At 73.9% G+C, this 16,447-nt stretch carries 13 protein-coding genes, 1 tRNA gene and 1 pseudogene; 12 read left to right on the forward strand and 3 right to left on the reverse strand.

Annotated features, from left to right (window positions below):
* Positions 1-366 precede the first annotated feature (366 nt).
* Positions 367-1,086: pseudogene (locus tag CP980_RS06165) on the forward strand (IclR family transcriptional regulator domain-containing protein); the annotation flags it as partial.
* Positions 1,087-1,419: 333 nt separating this feature from the next.
* On the opposite strand, the gene CP980_RS06170 reads toward CP980_RS06165, so the two are convergent.
* On the reverse strand, positions 1,420-2,271 hold the full coding sequence (locus CP980_RS06170) for a LysR substrate-binding domain-containing protein (protein WP_150530144.1): 852 nt from the start codon (positions 2,269-2,271) through the stop codon (positions 1,420-1,422).
* A gap of 138 nt (positions 2,272-2,409) precedes the next feature.
* On the opposite strand from CP980_RS06170, the gene CP980_RS06175 reads away from it, so the two are divergent.
* Together CP980_RS06175 and CP980_RS06180 are read left to right on the forward strand one after the other, a co-directional pair.
* Positions 2,410-3,462 carry a bile acid:sodium symporter family protein gene (locus tag CP980_RS06175; RefSeq protein WP_150492918.1) on the forward strand — a complete coding sequence of 351 codons (1,053 nt, stop codon included), beginning with the start codon at positions 2,410-2,412 and terminating at the stop codon, positions 3,460-3,462.
* A 9-nt stretch (positions 3,463-3,471) separates the two neighbouring features.
* Positions 3,472-3,909 carry a (2Fe-2S) ferredoxin domain-containing protein gene (locus CP980_RS06180; protein WP_189998359.1) on the forward strand — a complete coding sequence of 146 codons (438 nt, stop codon included), beginning with the start codon at positions 3,472-3,474 and terminating at the stop codon, positions 3,907-3,909.
* Positions 3,910-3,930: 21 nt separating this feature from the next.
* On the opposite strand, the gene fdhD is transcribed toward CP980_RS06180, so the two are convergent.
* On the reverse strand, positions 3,931-4,764 hold the full coding sequence (gene fdhD / locus CP980_RS06185; protein WP_132759574.1) for a formate dehydrogenase accessory sulfurtransferase FdhD: 834 nt from the start codon (positions 4,762-4,764) through the stop codon (positions 3,931-3,933).
* A gap of 222 nt (positions 4,765-4,986) precedes the next feature.
* Between fdhD and CP980_RS06190 the strand changes: the two genes are divergently transcribed.
* Positions 4,987-5,928: a beta-ketoacyl-ACP synthase III gene (locus tag CP980_RS06190; protein WP_150492920.1), complete on the forward strand. Its 942-nt coding sequence runs from the start codon at positions 4,987-4,989 to the stop codon at positions 5,926-5,928.
* Here the strand turns inward: CP980_RS06190 and CP980_RS06195 are convergent.
* Positions 5,912-7,114 carry a low temperature requirement protein A gene (locus CP980_RS06195; protein WP_150492922.1) on the reverse strand — a complete coding sequence of 401 codons (1,203 nt, stop codon included), beginning with the start codon at positions 7,112-7,114 and terminating at the stop codon, positions 5,912-5,914. The two genes, CP980_RS06190 and CP980_RS06195, sit on opposite strands and share 17 nt — an antisense overlap.
* Before the next feature lie 206 nt (positions 7,115-7,320).
* Here CP980_RS06195 and CP980_RS06200 point away from each other — a divergent pair, with 206 nt between their 5' ends.
* The 8 genes from CP980_RS06200 (at position 7,321) to CP980_RS06235 (ending at position 16,445) form a co-directional block, all read left to right on the forward strand.
* Positions 7,321-7,782: a hypothetical protein gene (locus CP980_RS06200; RefSeq protein ID WP_150492924.1), complete on the forward strand. Its 462-nt coding sequence runs from the start codon at positions 7,321-7,323 to the stop codon at positions 7,780-7,782.
* Between the two features lie 144 nt (positions 7,783-7,926).
* Positions 7,927-8,014: transfer RNA gene (locus CP980_RS06205), tRNA-Leu, on the forward strand.
* 176 nt (positions 8,015-8,190) lie between these two features.
* The gene (locus CP980_RS06210) at positions 8,191-10,014 is read left to right on the forward strand and encodes an AMP-dependent synthetase/ligase (protein WP_150492926.1); all 1,824 of its coding nucleotides are present in this window, start codon (positions 8,191-8,193) and stop codon (positions 10,012-10,014) included.
* A 113-nt stretch (positions 10,015-10,127) separates the two neighbouring features.
* Entirely contained in the window at positions 10,128-11,390 is a 1,263-nt protein-coding gene (locus CP980_RS06215; protein WP_150492928.1) for an ABC transporter substrate-binding protein, read from the forward strand.
* Between the two features lie 9 nt (positions 11,391-11,399).
* A complete protein-coding gene (locus tag CP980_RS06220; RefSeq protein ID WP_150492930.1) occupies positions 11,400-14,219 on the forward strand; it encodes an ABC transporter permease subunit in 2,820 nt (939 codons plus the stop codon).
* Complete coding sequence (locus CP980_RS06225; RefSeq protein ID WP_132759455.1) at positions 14,216-14,989, forward strand: ABC transporter ATP-binding protein; 774 nt, start codon at positions 14,216-14,218, stop codon at positions 14,987-14,989. The genes CP980_RS06220 and CP980_RS06225 overlap by 4 nt, the downstream gene beginning before the upstream one ends.
* A 124-nt stretch (positions 14,990-15,113) precedes the next feature.
* Positions 15,114-15,962, forward strand: a complete 849-nt coding sequence (locus CP980_RS06230) for an aldo/keto reductase (protein ID WP_150492932.1) — start codon at positions 15,114-15,116, stop codon at positions 15,960-15,962.
* A gap of 51 nt (positions 15,963-16,013) precedes the next feature.
* Entirely contained in the window at positions 16,014-16,445 is a 432-nt protein-coding gene (locus CP980_RS06235; protein ID WP_132759453.1) for an RICIN domain-containing protein, read from the forward strand.
* Positions 16,446-16,447 lie beyond the last annotated feature (2 nt).

Consider the following 16,447-nt stretch of genomic DNA (forward strand, 5'->3'; position numbering starts at 1 on the left):
GCCGGTTCCGGCCGGGCGCGGACCGCCTCGGCCGGGTACTGCCTCTTCCTCGACCACTCCCGGCGCGGGGAGCACCACGACGCCCGCTTCTGGGCGCGCGAGCTCGGCCGCCGCGGCTACCGGCCCGGCGGCCCGCGGGACCTGCGCGAGGTGCGGCTGTGCGCGCAGGCGAGCGTGCTGCGGTACGTCGACCAGCTCGACGACCCCGATCTGGGCCCGGTGCCGCTGCCGAGGCCCGGGCTGCCTTCGGTGCTGGCCGCCTTCCGGCCGCCGCCCCCGGCCGCGGCGGAGCCCGCGCCGTCCGCGGCGGCCCGGCGCACGGCGCCGGCGGCCGGGTCCTCCCGGCCCGCGGACACGGGCGAGGCCATGGCGCAGGCGCGGCGCGCGCTGGCCGTCGTACGGGTGCTGGAAAGGCATCCGCTGGGGGTGCGGGCCGCCCAGCTGCGGCGGGAGTCCGGCCTGGCCGAGGCGGAGCTGCGGCCGCTGCTGGCGATGTTGTGCGAGGAGGAGTACGCGTACCGGCCGGGCTCGGGCGTCTACGCGCGCGGGCCCGCCCTCGACCGGCTCGCCGCGCCCGGGGCCGGGGGGCTGGCGGGCCAGCTCCAGCGCACGCTGGCCCTGGCCCGGGACAGCGCGGGCGCGGCGGTGTACCTGAGCCGGTACGCGGAGGGGGAGGTCCGGATCACGCAGATGGCGGACGGGCCGGGGGCACCACCGGTGCGGGAGTGGGTGGACTTCAAGGCGGCCGCGCACGCCAGCGCGGTCGGCAAGTGCCTGCTGACGCAGCTCGACGCGGACCGCCGCCGCGACCACGTCGCCCGGCACCGGCCGGCCCGGCTCACCCCGCGGACGATCACCGACAGCCGGACGCTGTTCACCGCCCTCGACGCGTTGGCTCCCGGGGCGCCGGTCTTCGACCTGCGCGAGTACTCCCCCGGCGTGGTCTGTTCGGCGGTCCCGATCGCGACCGGAGGCGCGGCCGGGAGCCTCGCGCTGTCGCTGCCCGCCAGGCACGCCCACCGGCTGCACGAGGCGACCGAGGCCCTGCGCCGCAAGGCCGTCCCGGTGCTCCTGGCACTGCTGCTGTCGGGGGCGATCCCGCCGGACGCCCCGGCCGCCCGGGCCTCCGCGCCCGCGCCGCGGCCCTCCGGGGTCACCCCGGAGACCCTGCGCCACCTGCGGATGCTGTTCCGTACCCCGCTGACCCGCCCGACGGCTTCGCCGGCCGACCCCCATCTGGTCAGTGACACGGCATCGGAGGCGGCGTACTTCTTCGACCCCCTCCCGGAATCCGAGGAGCCCCGGCTGTCCCTCCCGGTCACGTTCGCCCCGCTGAGCCCGGGCACCCTCCCCACGGCGAAGGGTCTGGTGGTGCTGAGCACCTGAGCGCGGCCCCGCCTGACGGCCCCGCGCCGGCCGTCACGCGGGGCGCGTCAGGCGGTCCGCGCCGGAGAGGATCGCGGAGGCCAGCGCCTCCGCCGCCGGCGAGCTCCGCCCGCCCCGCAGCAGCGCGAACTCCACCGACCCCAGGTCCGGCAGCCCCGCCACCCGTACCAGCCCCGGCGGGATGAGCCCCCGGGTATGGGCCATGACCCCGAGCCCGGCGCGGGCCGCCGCGACCAACCCGCTCAGGCTGCCGCTCGTACAGGCGATCCGCCAGCCACGCCCGTCCCGCTCCAGCACCTCCAGGGCCCGGGCCCGGGTGATGCCCGGCGGCGGGAAGACGATCAGCGGCACGGGCCGCTCGGGGTCCACCCTCAGCCCCTCCGCCCCGATCCACACCATCCGGTCCCGCCACACCAGCCGGCCCCGCTCGTCCCCCGGCCCGCGCCGCTTGGCCAGGACGAGGTCGAGCCGGCCCTCGTCGAGCCGTTCGTGCAGGGTCCCGGACAACTCGACCGACAGCTCCAGGTCGACCTCGGGATGCTCGTGCCGGAAACCCTCCAGGATCTCCGGGAGCCGGGTCAGCACGAAGTCCTCCGAGGCCCCGAACCGCAGCCGCCCCCGCAGCCGCGTCCCGGTGAAATACGCCGCCGCCCGCTCGTGGGCCTCCAGGATGGTGCGGGCGAAGCCCAGCAGCGCCTCGCCGTCCTCCGTCAGCTCCACGCTGTGCGTGTCCCGCAGGAACAGCGGCCGGCCCGTCGCCTCCTCCAGCCTCCGTACGTGCTGGCTGACCGTGGACTGCCGTACGCCCAGCCGGCCCGCGGCCTGCGTGAAGCTGAGCGTCTGGGCCACGGTGAGGAACGTGCGCAGCTGGACCGGGTCGTACATGACTGCCATGACCGCCATGGTGCCACTGTCATCACGGAACGAGATGACAGTCAGTGTGGTGTGCAGGTTTCCCGATCACCGCCCCACCCGCGACGATGAGGGGGCCCCAGCCGCGCCACCCACCGGAGAGCCCCGTACATGCGCCGCCCGCAGATACCCGCCTGGCTGCCCCTGGACCCGTGGATCCTGACCCTCCTCGCCACCGTCGCCGTCGCCGCCCTGCTGCCGGCCCGCGGCGCGGCCGCCTCCGTCGCCGAGGGCGCGTCCACCGGGGCCGTGGCCCTGCTCTTCTTCCTCTACGGCGCCCGGCTCTCCACCCGCGAGGCCCTCGACGGCCTGCGCCACTGGCGGCTCCACCTCACCGTGCTGGCCTGCACCTTCGTCCTCTTCCCGCTGCTCGGCCTGGCCGCTCGCGGTCTCGTTCCCACGCTCCTGACACCGCCGCTGTACAGCGGACTGCTCTTCCTGTGCCTGGTCCCCTCCACCATCCAGTCCTCGATCGCCTTCACCTCGATCGCGCGCGGCAACGTGCCCGCCGCGATCTGCGCGGGCTCCTTCTCCAGCCTCGCCGGGATCGTCCTCACCCCGCTCCTCGCCGCCGGCCTGCTGGGCGGCGGCGCGGGCGGGTTCTCCCCGGACTCCCTCCTCAAGATCGTCCTCCAGCTGCTGATGCCCTTCCTGCTGGGGCAGTTCCTGCGCCGCTGGGTCGGCGGCTTCCTGGTCCGCAACAAGAGGGTCCTCGGGTACGTCGACCGCGGCTCGATCCTGCTCGTCGTGTACACCGCCTTCGGCGCGGGCATGGTCGCCGGGGTCTGGCACCAGGTCAGCGCCGCGCGGCTGGGCGTGCTGATGGCGGTGGAGGCCGTACTGCTGACCGTGATGCTGCTGGTCAGCTGGTACGGCGCGAAGCGGCTCGGGTTCGGCCGGGCGGACCGGATCGCGATCCAGTTCGCGGGGTCGAAGAAGAGCCTCGCGGCCGGACTGCCCATGGCCAGTGTGCTGTTCGGGGCCCAGGCCGGTCTCGCGGTGCTGCCGTTGATGCTGTTCCACCAGATGCAGCTGATGGTGTGCGCGGTACTGGCGCGGCGGCGGGCCCGGGACGCCGAGCCGGCGGCGGAGGCCGAACTGTCCGCCGGCCGTGTGGCGGAGGTCTCGTCGGCGCTTCAACACCCCGCGCCACGGGGCCGGTAGCGTGCGGCGGTGACCTGGATACGCCCTCTCGCCGCCCACGCCGAACGCCCCTGCACCCTGGTGGTCTGCCGCGGCTGCTGCTGCGGGGACCCGCGCAAGAACCCCGGCTCGGACCACGCCGGTCAGCTGGCCCGGCTGCGGGAGGCCGCGGCGGCGTCGGAGGGCCGGCTGGCCGTCCGTACGAGCGACTGCCTCGGGCCGTGCGCGCAGGCCAATGTGATCGTGGTGCAGCCCACCACCGAGGCGCGCCGCCGGGGAGCCCGCGCGGCCTGGTTCGGCTGGGCGCTGGACGACACGGCGACCGACGAGGTCATCGCGTGGGCGCGGTCCGGGGGGCCGGGCGTCACGCCGGTCCCGGCGACCCTGGACCTCCACCGCATCGACCCGCCGAAGCCCGAGCCGCAGACCGGGTCCAGGGCCAAGGGACGCGGCCGCCGGAGCCGCTGACCCGGGGCGGCCGGCCGGCCGCTACAGGACGATCCGGTCCTCTCCCGCGTAGATGTTCATGTCCGGCCCGCGCAGGAAGCCGATCAGCGTCAGCCCCGAGTCCAGGGCCAGGTCCACGGCGAGCGAGGACGGGGCCGAGACGGCGGCCAGGACGGGTACGCCCGCCATCACCGCCTTCTGGGCCAGCTCGAACGAGGCACGGCCCGACACCAGCAGGACCGCCCCCGCCAGCGGCAGGTGCCCGGCCTGGAGGGCCCGGCCGACGATCTTGTCGACGGCGTTGTGCCGGCCGACGTCCTCCCGTACGTCGAGCAGCCGGCCCTCCGGCGAGAACAACCCCGCCGCGTGCAGCCCGCCGGTGCTCTCGAACACCTTCTGCGCCGCGCGGAGCCGGTCCGGCAGCTCGGCGAGGAGCCGCGCGGGAATCCGTACGGGGTCCTCGGCCGCGCTCCGGAGCGGGAAGCGGGTCGCCGTGCGCACCGCGTCCAGGCTGGCCTTTCCGCACAGGCCGCAGGAGGAGGTGGTGTAGACGTTGCGTTCGAGCGTGATGTCGGGCAGCGGAACCCCGGGGGCGAGCTGCACGTTGACCACGTTGTAGGTGTTCGAGCCGTCCTCGGTGGCTCCCTCGCAGTACGTCACGGCGCGTACGTCCTCGGCGGAGGCGAGTACGCCCTCGCTCACGAGGAAGCCCACGGCGAGCGCGAAATCGTCGCCGGGGGTGCGCATCGTGATCGCCAGCGGCTTGCCGTTCAGCCGTATCTCCAGCGGTTCCTCGGCGACCAGCGTGTCGGGGCGGACCCCGGCCGCGCCGCCGCGTACCCGAATGACACGACGGCGCTCGGTGACCCGTCCCATGGTGATCAGTCCGCCCGTTCTGTCTGTCCTCGTCACGCACTCCGTCGTGCGGTTGACGAGCCCATTCTCCCGGATCGCCGCCGCGCGGGGCTCCCGGCAGGAAGATCCTCCGGAATCTCCAAATTAAGGGGCGGTAATCCTGTTGGGTCACGTGCACCTGTACCCACCAGTAGCAGGTCAAGCTGGGTGATCCTGACTTCCGTAGCAAGGGGGACCCCGCCCATGACCGGTTCACGCGTGGTGGCACTAGGGCACTACCAGCCCGCGAAAGTGATCACCAACGAGGACCTCGCGGCGATGGTCGACACCAACGACGAGTGGATCCGCTCCCGGGTCGGCATCAAGACCCGGCACATGGCGGGCCCCGACGAACCGGTGGACGAGCTGGCCTTCCACGCCGCGGGAAAGGCGCTGGCCGGCGCCGGTCTGACCCCCGACGACATCGACCTCGTCCTGGTGGCCACGTCCACCGCGATCGACCGTTCGCCCAACATGGCCGCCCGCGTCGCCGCCAAGCTGGGCATGGGCGGCAGCCCGGCCGTCATGGACCTCAACGTCGTCTGCTCGGGCTTCACCCACGCCCTGGCCACCGCCGACCACGCGATCCGGGCCGGTTCGGCCGCCCGCGCCCTGGTCATCGGCGCCGACAAGATGACCGAGATCACCGACTGGACCGACCGCACCACCTGTGTGCTGACCGGCGACGGCGCGGGCGCCGCCGTGGTCGAGGCCTGCGAGGATCCGGGCATCGGCCCGGTCCTGTGGGGTTCGGTCCCGGAGATGGGCCACGCCGTGCGCATCGAGGGCTCCCCGCCGGTCTTCGCCCAGGAGGGCCAGTCCGTCTACCGCTGGACCACCAGCCAGCTCCCGGCGCTCGCGCGCAAGGTGTGCGAGAAGGCCGGGATCGCTCCCGAGGAGCTGGCCGCCGTCGTCCTGCACCAGGCGAACCTGAGGATCATCGAGCCGCTCGCCGCGAAGATCGGCGCCGTGAACGCGGTCGTCGCGCGCGATGTCGTCGACTCCGGCAACACCTCGGCCGCGAGCATCCCGATGGCGCTGTCGAAGCTCGTCCAGCGCGGGGAGATCCCCACCGGCGCCCCGGTCCTCCTCTTCGGCTTCGGCGGGAACCTCTCGTACGCGGGCCAGGTCATCCGCTGCCCGTAGCCGCCGTGCAGCCCGGGGTCCAGCGGAGCTCGGCTCCCAGCGCCCCCAACAGCACGACGACCAGCGCCACCAGCTGCCACAGCCCGGCGGTGCCGGTGCCGACCGGTACCGTCGCCAGGGCGAGCACGAGCGCCGCCGCCCGGAACCGGGCGGGACCGATCCCCAGGACGGCCCGGAACGCCAGGTCCCCGGCGAGGTAGACGGCCACCCCTCCGGCGAGGGCGAGGGCCGGGCCGGTGTGCAGGTGCTCGCCCAGGTGCCCGATGGTCTTCTTGACGCCCGCCGCGAAGGCGGCGATCCCGAGCAGCATGGGCAGGAAGGCGTAGTAGTAGGCGAGCATCGCCAGCTTGAAACGCTTCTCCGGGGCGGTCGCGGCGAAGACCTGCTCGGCCCGGCCCTCGTCGCGCACGAAGTACATCCACCACAGGGCCGACGCGACGGCGAGCGCGAGGAAGGCGCCTCCCGCGATCCCGGCGGACAGCGGCAGCGAGCCCGTCCCGATGCCGATCGCGATGACCGACTCGCCGAAGACGATGATGAGCAGCAGCCCGTGCCGCTCGACGAGGTGCTCGGCGCTCATGCCCCCGAGCTGGTCGCTGACGGTGGTCACGGCCGCCGCCGACCCGGAGCCGGACACCGGCTCAGCCCCGGCCCCTGCCCCCGCGGACGCCGCGCCGCTCGCCGCCACCCGCTGCACCAGCTGCGGTACGGCGAACTGGATCAGCAGAGCGAGTATCCACAGCCCCCAGGCGGGCGGCCCGTCGAAGAACCCGGCGGCCAGCACCGACAGCGCGCACAGCGTGTTGGGCAGCGCGAACCACAGCACGCCCGATCCGTGCGCCTGCGTGTAGAGCGCGCTGTGCACGAGCACGACGCACACGTACCCCAGGCCGAAGGCGACCCCGCCCGCCCCGAACGCCGTCGGCACCGCCAGCGCACAGACCAGGAAGGCCCCCATCGCCAGGATCAGGAGCAGCCTGCGCACGGTGCGGTCGGGCGGTACCTGGTTGGTCAGGTGCGCGTAGCCCCCGTACATCCAGAACAGCACGGTGAAGATCAGCAGCACCTGGCCGGCGCCCCGGAGGCTGAGGTCGTCCGCCAGCAGCACCGTCAGCTGGGTGATGGTGAAGACGAAGACGAGGTCGAAGAAGAGCTCCAACGTGCTGACGCGGTGCGGTGTTTCCATGCGTGTCTCCCCCTGTATGCGGACGTGCGGCGCTCATCCGACCGCCTCGCCGCCCCCGGTGTCCAGCGGGTATCGGCATCCGGGTCGCCGTGCGGGGTCGTACGACCTGAGGCGTACGCGGATCCCGCCCGGCGGAAGGACGCGCCGCCGCCGGGCGGGGCGCAGGATGAAGGCACGCCGTCCGCCGCCGAGGGAAGCGAAGCCCCATGATCCGCAGGTCCGTCATCCTGACCATCGCCGCAGTCGTCTCGGCCGTGGGGCTCGCGGTCGTCGTGGCCCTGCCGGCCGCGGCGGACTGGTACGGCAACCGGCACCAGGAGTCGGACGCGTACGCGACGGGAGCCGAGGCGAAGTCGGCCCGCGCCTCGGTGCCCCGCTGGCTGGCGGACGAGGCGGAGTCCGTGCGGTACGCGATGCGCACGACCGGCGGCGACCGCCTGCTGAAGGCGACCCTGCCGGACGAGCGGCTCCCGGACGGGTGCACGACGGAGCCGCGGCCGCAGGCGCAGGAGGTCGCGCTCAAGGAGAACTGGTTCCCGAAGGACGCCCGGGGGAAGGCCACCGCGCGCTGCGGGCTCTACTACGCCTACATGGACGGCACCACCCTCTACGCGTGGCAGCACAACGACGACTGGCTGAGGGCCGAGCGCTCCGAACCGGCCCGCTGACCGGCGAGGCGCGAGGTCTCGCCGCAGACCTGGGGACATGCGTGCAGGTCAGCGAGCGGCCCGGCCCGAATACCTGGTCGGAGGCACGCCGATCCTTTGCTATTGTTGTCCTTGTCGCCGCGGGAAACCGGGGCCGACCACCTGGTCCGGGTGGCGGAATGGCAGACGCGCTAGCTTGAGGTGCTAGTGCCCTTTATCGGGCGTGGGGGTTCAAGTCCCCCCTCGGACACCAGCAGGAACCCCACTTCGGTGGGGTTCTTTTGCGTTTCCGGGGCCGTGGGCTGGGGAGTTTCCCTTCCGCCGGGCCTCCACACCTCCCTGGGGAGGTCTTGTGGAGGTCTTCGCTCGGTGATCAGCCCTCGTGAGGTCTGGGGTAGCGTCGCCGCGCTGCGCGGAGAGGAGCGGGGCATGCACGAGACCACCGTCCCACCAGTCGTTGTTGCGGCGCCCGTCGGCGGGCTCGCCGACGCCGTCTTCCACCATGCCCAGGAGGACCCCGGCCGCGTGGTGCTCGGCCGCAAGAGCGACGGGGTCTGGCGGGACGTGACCTCCGGGGAGCTGGCCGCCGAGGTGCTCGCGCTGTCGAAGGGGCTGCTGGCCCAGGGGATCCGGTTCGGGGAGCGGGTCGCCGTCATGTCCCGGACCCGGTACGAGTGGACCCTGTTCGACTTCGCCCTGTGGGCGATCGGCGCCCAACCGGTGCCGGTCTACCCGACCTCCTCCGTCGAGCAGGTGCACTGGATCCTGCAGGACTCCGACTGCACCGGCTGCGTCGTCGAGAACGAGGACCAGGCCATGACCGTCGGGTCCGTCATCGAGCGGCTGCCGCACCTGCGGCGGCTGTGGCAGCTCGACGCCGGGGCCGTCGACGCTCTCGTGGCGGACGGCCGCGGGGTCGCCGAGGACCTGGTGCACCGGCACCGGGCGGCGGTGACGCCCGACGCGGTCGCCACCGTGATCTACACCTCGGGGACCACCGGGCGCCCCAAGGGGTGCGTGCTCACGCACGGCAATTTCATGTACGAGGCCGACACGATGGTGGCCCGCTGGGAGTCGGTCTTCCAGGCCGGCCCCGGGGAGCAGCCCTCCACCCTGCTGTTCCTGCCGCTCGCCCACGTCTTCGGGCGGATGGTGGAGGTGGCGGCCGTACGGGCGCGGGTGAAGCTGGGGCACCAGCCGGTGCTGGCGGCGGCCGAGCTGCTGCCGGACCTCGCCGCGTTCCGGCCGACGTTCGTGCTGGGGGTCCCGTACGTCTTCGAGAAGGTGTTCGCGGCGGCCCGCCGCAAGGCGGAGGCCGAGGGCCGTACGGGCCCCTTCGACCGGGCGGTCGAGACGGCCGTGCGCTACGCGGAGGCGCGCGAGCAGAAGGCCTTCGGGACCGGGCCGGGCCCCTCGGCGGGGCTGCGCATGGAGCACCAGCTGTTCGAGAGGCTGGTGTACGGGAAGGTCCGCGAGGCGATGGGCGGCCGGGTGCGCCACGCCATGTCGGGCGGATCGGCGATGTCGCGCCGCCTCGGGCTGTTCTTCGACGGGGCCGGGATCACGGTGTTCGAGGGCTACGGTCTGACCGAGTCCTGCGCGGCGGCCACCGCGAACCCGCCGGGCGCGACGAAGTACGGCACGGTGGGGCGCCCGATCCCGGGCAGTACGGTGCACATCGCCGAGGACGGCGAGGTGTGGCTGCACGGGAGCCACGTGTTCTCCGGGTACCTGAACGACCCGCGCGCCACGGAGGCCGTGCTGCGGGACGGCTGGCTGGCGACGGGGGACCTGGGGCGGCTGGACGAGGACGGGTACCTCACGATCACCGGGCGCAAGAAGGAGATCCTGGTGACCTCCAACGGCAAGAGCGTCTCCCCCACCGCCCTGGAGGAGCGGGTGCGCTCGCATCCGCTGGTCGCGCAGTGCGTGCTGGTGGGCAACGACCGGCCGTACGTGGCCGCCCTGCTCACGCTGGACATGGAGGGGATCGCGCACTGGCTGTCGATGCGCGGGCGCCCGCAGCTGCCGGCGGCGCAGCTGGTCCACGACCCCGATCTGACGGCGGAGGTGCGCAGGGCGGTGGTGGCCGCGAACACGCTGGTCTCGCAGGCCGAGGCGATCCGTACGTTCCGGGTGCTGGCGGAGCAGTTCACCGAGGAACGGGGGCTGCTGACGCCCTCGTTGAAGCTGAAGCGGCGGGCCATCGAGAAGGCGTACGCGCAGGAGGTGGCGGCGCTCTACCAGCCCTGACGGGGCCGCTCCGGCAATATCTGACGGTCCGTCATTCGGCCCTGCCACTCGTATTGACGAGTCGTCAGGTCACCCACAGAATGCGGGGATTCCGACCGGAGGGGATCCCACACATGCTGCGACCGATCCGCACCCTGGCCGCCGCGGCGGCGGCGCTCGCACTCGTCTCCGCCTGCAACTCCGCCTCCGGCAGCTCCTCCCCCGGCGAGCCCGGTGCCGCCGGGAACTCCCGCGGGGTGAGCGCCGACTCGATCAAGGTCGGCGGAATCGTCTCCATGACCTCCGCCAGCGGCTACAGCAAGAAGGACACCGACCTCGGCGCGAAGGCCCGGTACATGAGGGCCAATGCCGAGGGCGGGATCAACGGGCGCACGATCGACTACCTGGGCGCGGAGGACGACGGGCAGGACCCCGCCAAGAACATGGCCGCCGCCCGCAAGCTGGTCCAGCAGGACAAGGTCTTCGCGGTCGCCCCGATGAGCTCGGTCACCTTCTCCGGCGCCGACTTCCTGGAGCAGGAGAAGGTGCCCACCTTCGGCTGGGGCACCCTGCCCTCCTTCTGCGGGCCCGCGTACATCTACGGGTTCAACGGCTGCCTGGTCCCCTCCCCCGGCGGCACCCTCAACCAGACCTGGCCCGAGGGGATCGGCCAGCTCCTCGGCGGCGCCCAGGGCAAGTCGGTCGCGGTCATCGCCAACGACAGCGACGCCGGAAAGTTCGGCATCCGCACCTTCCAGCAGGGCTTCGCGGCCGCCGGTTTCAAGGTCGCCTACGCCAAGGCCTCCGTACCCGCGACGGCGGTGCCGAACGACTGGTCGGCGTACGTGAAGGAGATCCTGGAGAGCGACGACGGCAAGGCGCCCGACGCCGTCGTCTCGGTCATGCAGACCCCGAACAACATCGGCCTGTTCACGGCGCTCAAACGCAGCGGCTACCAGGGGCTGCTCTCCGATCCGACCGACTACGACCCCGGCCTGCTCGCCAAGGACGCCACCAAGCAGGCCCTCGACGGGGTGCACGTGCTGCTGCAGTTCCAGCCGTTCGAGTCCTCGGACCCGAAGATGTCCCAGTTCAAGGCCGACGTGAAGGCGGCCGCGGGCGGGCAGGACGTCCCGCTGAGCATGCACACCCTCACCGGGTACATGTCCGCCGACCTGTTCGTCTCCATCGCGCAGAAGGCGGGCAAGGACCTGACCGTCGAGTCCTTCCAGGCCGCCGCGCAGGGCTTCTCCGACACCGGCACGCTCGTCGGCGACCGCTCGGAGCCCAAGGGGCAGAAGGACAGCTTCGGCTGCGGGGCGCTCGTCCGGCTGCGCGGCGGGGCGTACGAGGTCTCCGTACCCTTCTCGTGCCGCCGGCCCGTCCCCTTCAAGTAGGGACCCGGGATGGGGGATCTGCTCGTCTTCGTGCTGAGCGGTCTGGTCTCCGGCGCCCTGTACGCACTGCTGGCCACCGGGCTGGTGCTGTCGTACTCGGCGTCCGGGCTGTTCAACTTCGCGCACGGGGCCACCGCCTACCTGTGCGCGCTGACCTTCTACGAGGTGCACTCCGGGCTGGGCTGGCCCGCCGTCCCCGCGGCCCTGCTGGTGGTGTGCGTCCTGGCCCCCGGGCTCGGGTGGGGGCTGGACCGGCTGATGTTCCGCCGTCTCGCGCGCGTCGGGGAGACGGCGCAGATCGTGGCCACGATCGGGCTGCTGGTGGCCCTGCCGGCGGCCGGGCTGTGGGCCGTGGAGCTGCTGGGGGACGCGGGCGCGCCGGTCAAGCCCGCGGAGAACCAGTTCGGCCTGGCGGGGGTGGGGCCGAGCCCGGCGCGGAGCTGGCAGCTGTTCGACGGGGTGGGCGTGGACTCCGACCAGCTGATCACGTGGGTGGTGACGGCGCTGGTGGCGGTGGGTCTGTGGGTGCTGATGCGGCACACGCGGCTGGGCCTGCGGCTGCGGGCCGCCGTCGACAACCGGTCGCTGACCGAGCTGCGCGGGATCAGCGCCGACCGGCTGTCTTCGGTGGCCTGGATGATCTCGTCCGCGCTGGCGGGGCTGGCGGGGGTGCTGGCGACTCCGCTGCTGGGACTGTCGGCGCACGACTTCACCCTGTTCCTGTTCGTCTCGGCCACGGCGGCGGTGATCGGGCGGTTCGCCTCCGTCCCGCTCGCGTTCGCGGGCGGGCTGGGGCTGGGGGTGCTGCAGAACCTGGTGGCCGGGTACGCCTCGTTCGCCGAGGGGATCACCGGGTTCCGGACGGCCGTGCCGTTCCTGATCCTGTTCGGGGGGCTGCTGGTGCTCGCCCGGGGCGGGCGGACGGCGGGGACCGCGGCGAGCGAGGGGGGCGCCGTCCCGCCGGACCGTCCGGCGGGGGCTCCGTGGGCGCGGCGGTGGGGGGTGTGGGCGGTGGCCGCCGGGGCGCTGGCCCTGGCCTTCTACACCGTGACCACCCCGTTCTGGAGCGGGCTGCTCGCCCAAGGGCTCGCCCTCGGGCTGGTGTTCATGTCCTTCACGGTCGTGACCGGGCTCGGGGCGATGGTCTCGCTGGCGCAGGGCACCTTCGTGACGGGGGCCGCGCTGGTGGCGGGGCTGCTGATGAGCCGGGGCTGGCCGTTCGTGGCGGCGCTGGCGGTGGGCACGTGCGCGGCGGCGGTGCTCGGGGCGGTGGTCGCGCTGCCGGCGCTGCGGCTGGGCGGGCGGACGCTGGCCCTGGCGACGCTGGCGCTGGCGTTCCTCGCGGACCAGGTGCTGTTCCAGATGCGGTGGCTGCGCAACGGGGACGCGGGGTGGTCGATCCCGCGGCCGGTGTTCGGGCCGGTGGACCTCGGTGACGACCGGGCACTGGGGGTGGCGCTGGTGGTGCTCACCGCGGTGTGCGCGGCCGCCCTGAGCGCGCTGCGGAACTCGCCGTCGGGGCGGGCGATGCTGGCCGTACGGTCGGCGCCGGCGGCGGCGATGGCCTCGGGGGTGTCCGTACTGCGGACCAAGCTGCTGCTGTTCACGGTGTCGGCGGGGCTGGCGGGGTTCGGGGGCGTACTGCTCGCTTCGTACAACACCCGGATCACGGCGACGGACTTCACGGCCATGACGGGGCTGGTGTGGCTGGCGGTGGTGGTGGCCGCGGGGGTCCGGCGGCCGCAGTACGCGGTGGTGGCGGGGCTCGTCTTCGCGGTGGCCCCGCGCGTCCTGTCGGAGTGGGTGACGCAGTCCGCGCACCTGCCGGTGATCCTGTTCGGCCTGGCGGGGCTGGCGCTCGCCAACGACCCGGACGGGTATTGCGCCGCGGTTCCGGTACGGCTGGCCAGACGCCGGGCCGCCGCGTCCGGCGGGGGCGCGGGCCAGGTCTCGGGCGGGGTTCCGGGTGGGGCCGCGGGCGGGGTCGCGGGTCCGGGGGCGAGTCCTGCGGAGTTTTCCGCCGCCCCGCCCCGCCCCGAAGCCGGACCGCGTCCGGACCTCGTGCGGGAGCCCCGCCTCCGTACACCCGCGCCCCGGGCAACGGCCGGCCCGGGCGGGGCGGGTGAAGGCCCCGCGGAGCCCGCCCTCCAGCTGCGCGGCGTCACGGCCGGGTACGACGGCGGGCTCGTCCTGCACGGGGTCGACCTCGCCGTCCGGCAGGGGGAGATCCTCGTCGTACTCGGCCCGAACGGCGCCGGGAAGAGCACCGCCTGCCGGGTCGCCGCGGGATCGCTCGAAGCCGCGGGCGGGAGCGTCCTCGTACACGGGCGGGACATGACCCGCTCCGGACCCGTGCGACGGGCCCGGAGCGGGGTGCTGCTCGCCCCCGAGGGGCGGGGGATCTTCCCGGCGCTGACCGTCGAGGAGAACCTGGCGCTGTACCTGGGCGAAGCGGACGCCCGCACCGCCGTCTACCACCGCTTCCCCCGGCTCGCCGAGCGGAGCGGGGTGGCCGCCGGGGCCCTGTCCGGCGGGGAGCAGCAGATGCTGGCCCTCGCTCCGCTGCTGCAGCGCCCGCCGGGGGTGCTGATCGCCGACGAGCCCTCGATGGGGCTGGCACCGCGCGTGGTGGAGGAGGTGTACGCGCTGCTCACCGAGCTCCGCGACGCCGGGACCGCGCTGCTGCTGGTCGAGGAGAAGGCGGCCGGGATCCTCGGGGTCGCCGACACCGTCGCGTACCTCTCCCGCGGCCGGGTCACCTGGTGCGGGCCGCGCGCCGAGGTGGAGGCCGACCGGCTCACCGCGGCCTACCTGGGGAGGGCCACGTGACGGCTCCGTACGTACTGGAGGGCCGGGGCATCGGCGTCCGCTTCGGCGGCGTCACGGCGCTGGCCGGGGTGGACCTCGGGGTCCGGGCCGGGGAGGTGTGCGGGCTGATCGGGCCGAACGGGGCCGGGAAGACCACCCTGTTCGACGTGCTGTCCGGGATCAGGCGGCCCGATGCGGGGCGGATGCTGCTCGACGGCGCGGACATCACCCGCCGCTCGCCGGTCTGGCGGGCCCGGCACGGGATGCGCCGGACGTTCCAGCGCCAGCAGCTGTTCGGTCGGCTCAGCGTGGCCGAGAACCTGCTGGTCGCGCAGGAGTGGCGCGGCGGCGGGGGCGGCTTCGCCGCCGACCTCGTGGGCTCCCCCGCGCGCCGCCGCCGGGAGCGGGAGCGGCGCGAGCGCGGCGAACGGGTGCTCGCCGCCTGCGGGATCGGCGCGCTGGGGGCCTCGTACGCGGGCGGGCTGCCGGTGGGTCAGGCCCGCATGGCCGAGCTGGCCCGCGCGATCGCCGATCCGCCGCGCGTGCTGCTGCTGGACGAGCCCGCGTCGGGGCTGTCGGGGCCCGAGCGGGAGCAGCTCTCGGCGGTCGTGCGCCGGCTGGCCGGGGAGGAGGGGTGCGCGGTGCTGCTGGTGGAGCACGACGTGGCCTTCGTGATGGACCTCTGTACGCGGGTGGTGGTCCTGGACCTCGGGGCCGTCCTCGCCGAGGGCCCGCCCGCCGGGATCCGGGCGGATCCGCGCGTCCGGGAGGCCTATCTGGGGGTGTCCTGACGGTGTGTCCGGCCGGGGTGGGCCGCCTCGGCCGCAATACGCTCGCCGGGGTGGCCGGCCGCCGCGTCGCTGCGCCCGCCCGTCCACCCCGTATCCCGCCTCCGACGAAGGAACCGCACCCGAAGTGAACGAAGTCCCCGCCATCCGGCTCAACAACGGCACGCTCATGCCCCAGCTCGGGTACGGCGTCTTCCAGGTCCCGGACTCCGAGGCCGCGCACGCTGTCGGGACCGCCCTGGAGGCGGGGTACCGGAGCATCGACACGGCGGCCGCCTACGGCAACGAGAAGGGCACCGGCCGGGCGATCGCCGCCTCCGGGGTGCCGCGCGAGGAACTCTTCGTCACCACCAAGCTGTGGAACGACCGCTCCCGGACCTGGCGGCGCGAGGAGGTACTGGGCGCGCTGGACGCCTCCCTCTCCAAGCTCGGCCTCGACCACCTGGACCTGTACCTGATCCACTGGCCGCGCCCGATGCGCGACGACTTCCTCACCATCTGGAAGACCTTCGAGGAGATCGCGGAGAGCGGCCGCGCCCGCGCCGTCGGCGTGTCGAACTTCCGCCCCGCCGACCTGGAGCGGCTCGGCGCCGAGAGCCCGCTGGTCCCGGCCGTGAACCAGGTCGAGCTGCACCCGCTCTTCCCGCAGGGCGAGCTGCGCGCCGTGCACGCGACGCTGGGGATCGTCACCGAGGCCTGGTCCCCGCTCGGCCAGGGCAAGGAGCTCCTGACGCTCCCGGCCGTCACCGAGGCCGCCGCCCGGCACGGGCGCACCCCCGCGCAGGTGGTGCTGCGCTGGCACCTGCAGCTGGGGAACGTCGTGATCCCGAAGTCGGTGACCCCGTCGCGGATCCGGGAGAACCTGGACGTGTTCGGCTTCGAGCTGGACGCCGCCGACCTCGCCTCGCTGGACGCGCTGGGGCGGGGCGCGTCGGCCGGGCGGATCGGGCCGGACCCGGCCGTCTTCGACGCATGAGCCGCGGATGAGCCACTAATGAGCCACGAATGAGCTGCGGATGAACCGCGCATGAGCCCGCCCGACGGGGTCTACCGGATCCGGAACGTCGCCAGCGGCCTGCTGCTCCAGCTGGAGGGCGGTACGCGGGTGGGGGTGGGCCCGGACGCCCCGCCCGCGCCGCCGGCCGCCCGGCGGTGGCGGATCTCGCCGGTCCACCGCGGCGGCGGGATCTTCCACATCGTCAGCGTCCACAACGACAGGCGGCTGGACGTCGCGAACGCGTCGACGGAGAGCGGCGCCCGCGTCCAGGTCTGGCGGGCCAACGCCTTCGGCGCGCAGGAGTGGATCGTCGAGGAACACCTCGACGATCCCGGCGTGGTGTCCCTGATCGCCTGCATCAGCGGTCTGCCGCTGGAGGCGGACGAGGAGGGCCGGGCCCGCCAGTGCGAGGACACCGACTCCCCCGCCCAGTGGTGGCGCCTCGAAGCCTCCGGCGGCTGACC

It is taken from the genome of Streptomyces vinaceus, assembly GCF_008704935.1.
Lineage (GTDB): Bacteria > Actinomycetota > Actinomycetes > Streptomycetales > Streptomycetaceae > Streptomyces > Streptomyces vinaceus.

Excerpts from the sequence above, each read along its gene's own strand:
- CP980_RS06190 (WP_150492920.1), top strand. The coding sequence starts at position 4,987 with ATGACCGGTTCACGCGTGGTGGCACTAGGGCACTACCAGCCCGCGAAA.
- CP980_RS06200 (WP_150492924.1), top strand. The coding sequence starts at position 7,321 with ATGATCCGCAGGTCCGTCATCCTGACCATCGCCGCAGTCGTCTCGGCC.
- CP980_RS06215 (WP_150492928.1), top strand. The coding sequence starts at position 10,128 with ATGCTGCGACCGATCCGCACCCTGGCCGCCGCGGCGGCGGCGCTCGCA.
- CP980_RS06195 (WP_150492922.1), bottom strand. The coding sequence starts at position 7,114 with ATGGAAACACCGCACCGCGTCAGCACGTTGGAGCTCTTCTTCGACCTC.
- CP980_RS06210 (WP_150492926.1), top strand. The coding sequence starts at position 8,191 with ATGCACGAGACCACCGTCCCACCAGTCGTTGTTGCGGCGCCCGTCGGC.
- CP980_RS06220 (WP_150492930.1), top strand. The coding sequence starts at position 11,400 with ATGGGGGATCTGCTCGTCTTCGTGCTGAGCGGTCTGGTCTCCGGCGCC.
- CP980_RS06235 (WP_132759453.1), top strand. The coding sequence starts at position 16,014 with ATGAGCCCGCCCGACGGGGTCTACCGGATCCGGAACGTCGCCAGCGGC.
- fdhD (WP_132759574.1), bottom strand. The coding sequence starts at position 4,764 with ATGGGACGGGTCACCGAGCGCCGTCGTGTCATTCGGGTACGCGGCGGC.
- CP980_RS06175 (WP_150492918.1), top strand. The coding sequence starts at position 2,410 with ATGCGCCGCCCGCAGATACCCGCCTGGCTGCCCCTGGACCCGTGGATC.
- CP980_RS06170 (WP_150530144.1), bottom strand. The coding sequence starts at position 2,271 with ATGTACGACCCGGTCCAGCTGCGCACGTTCCTCACCGTGGCCCAGACG.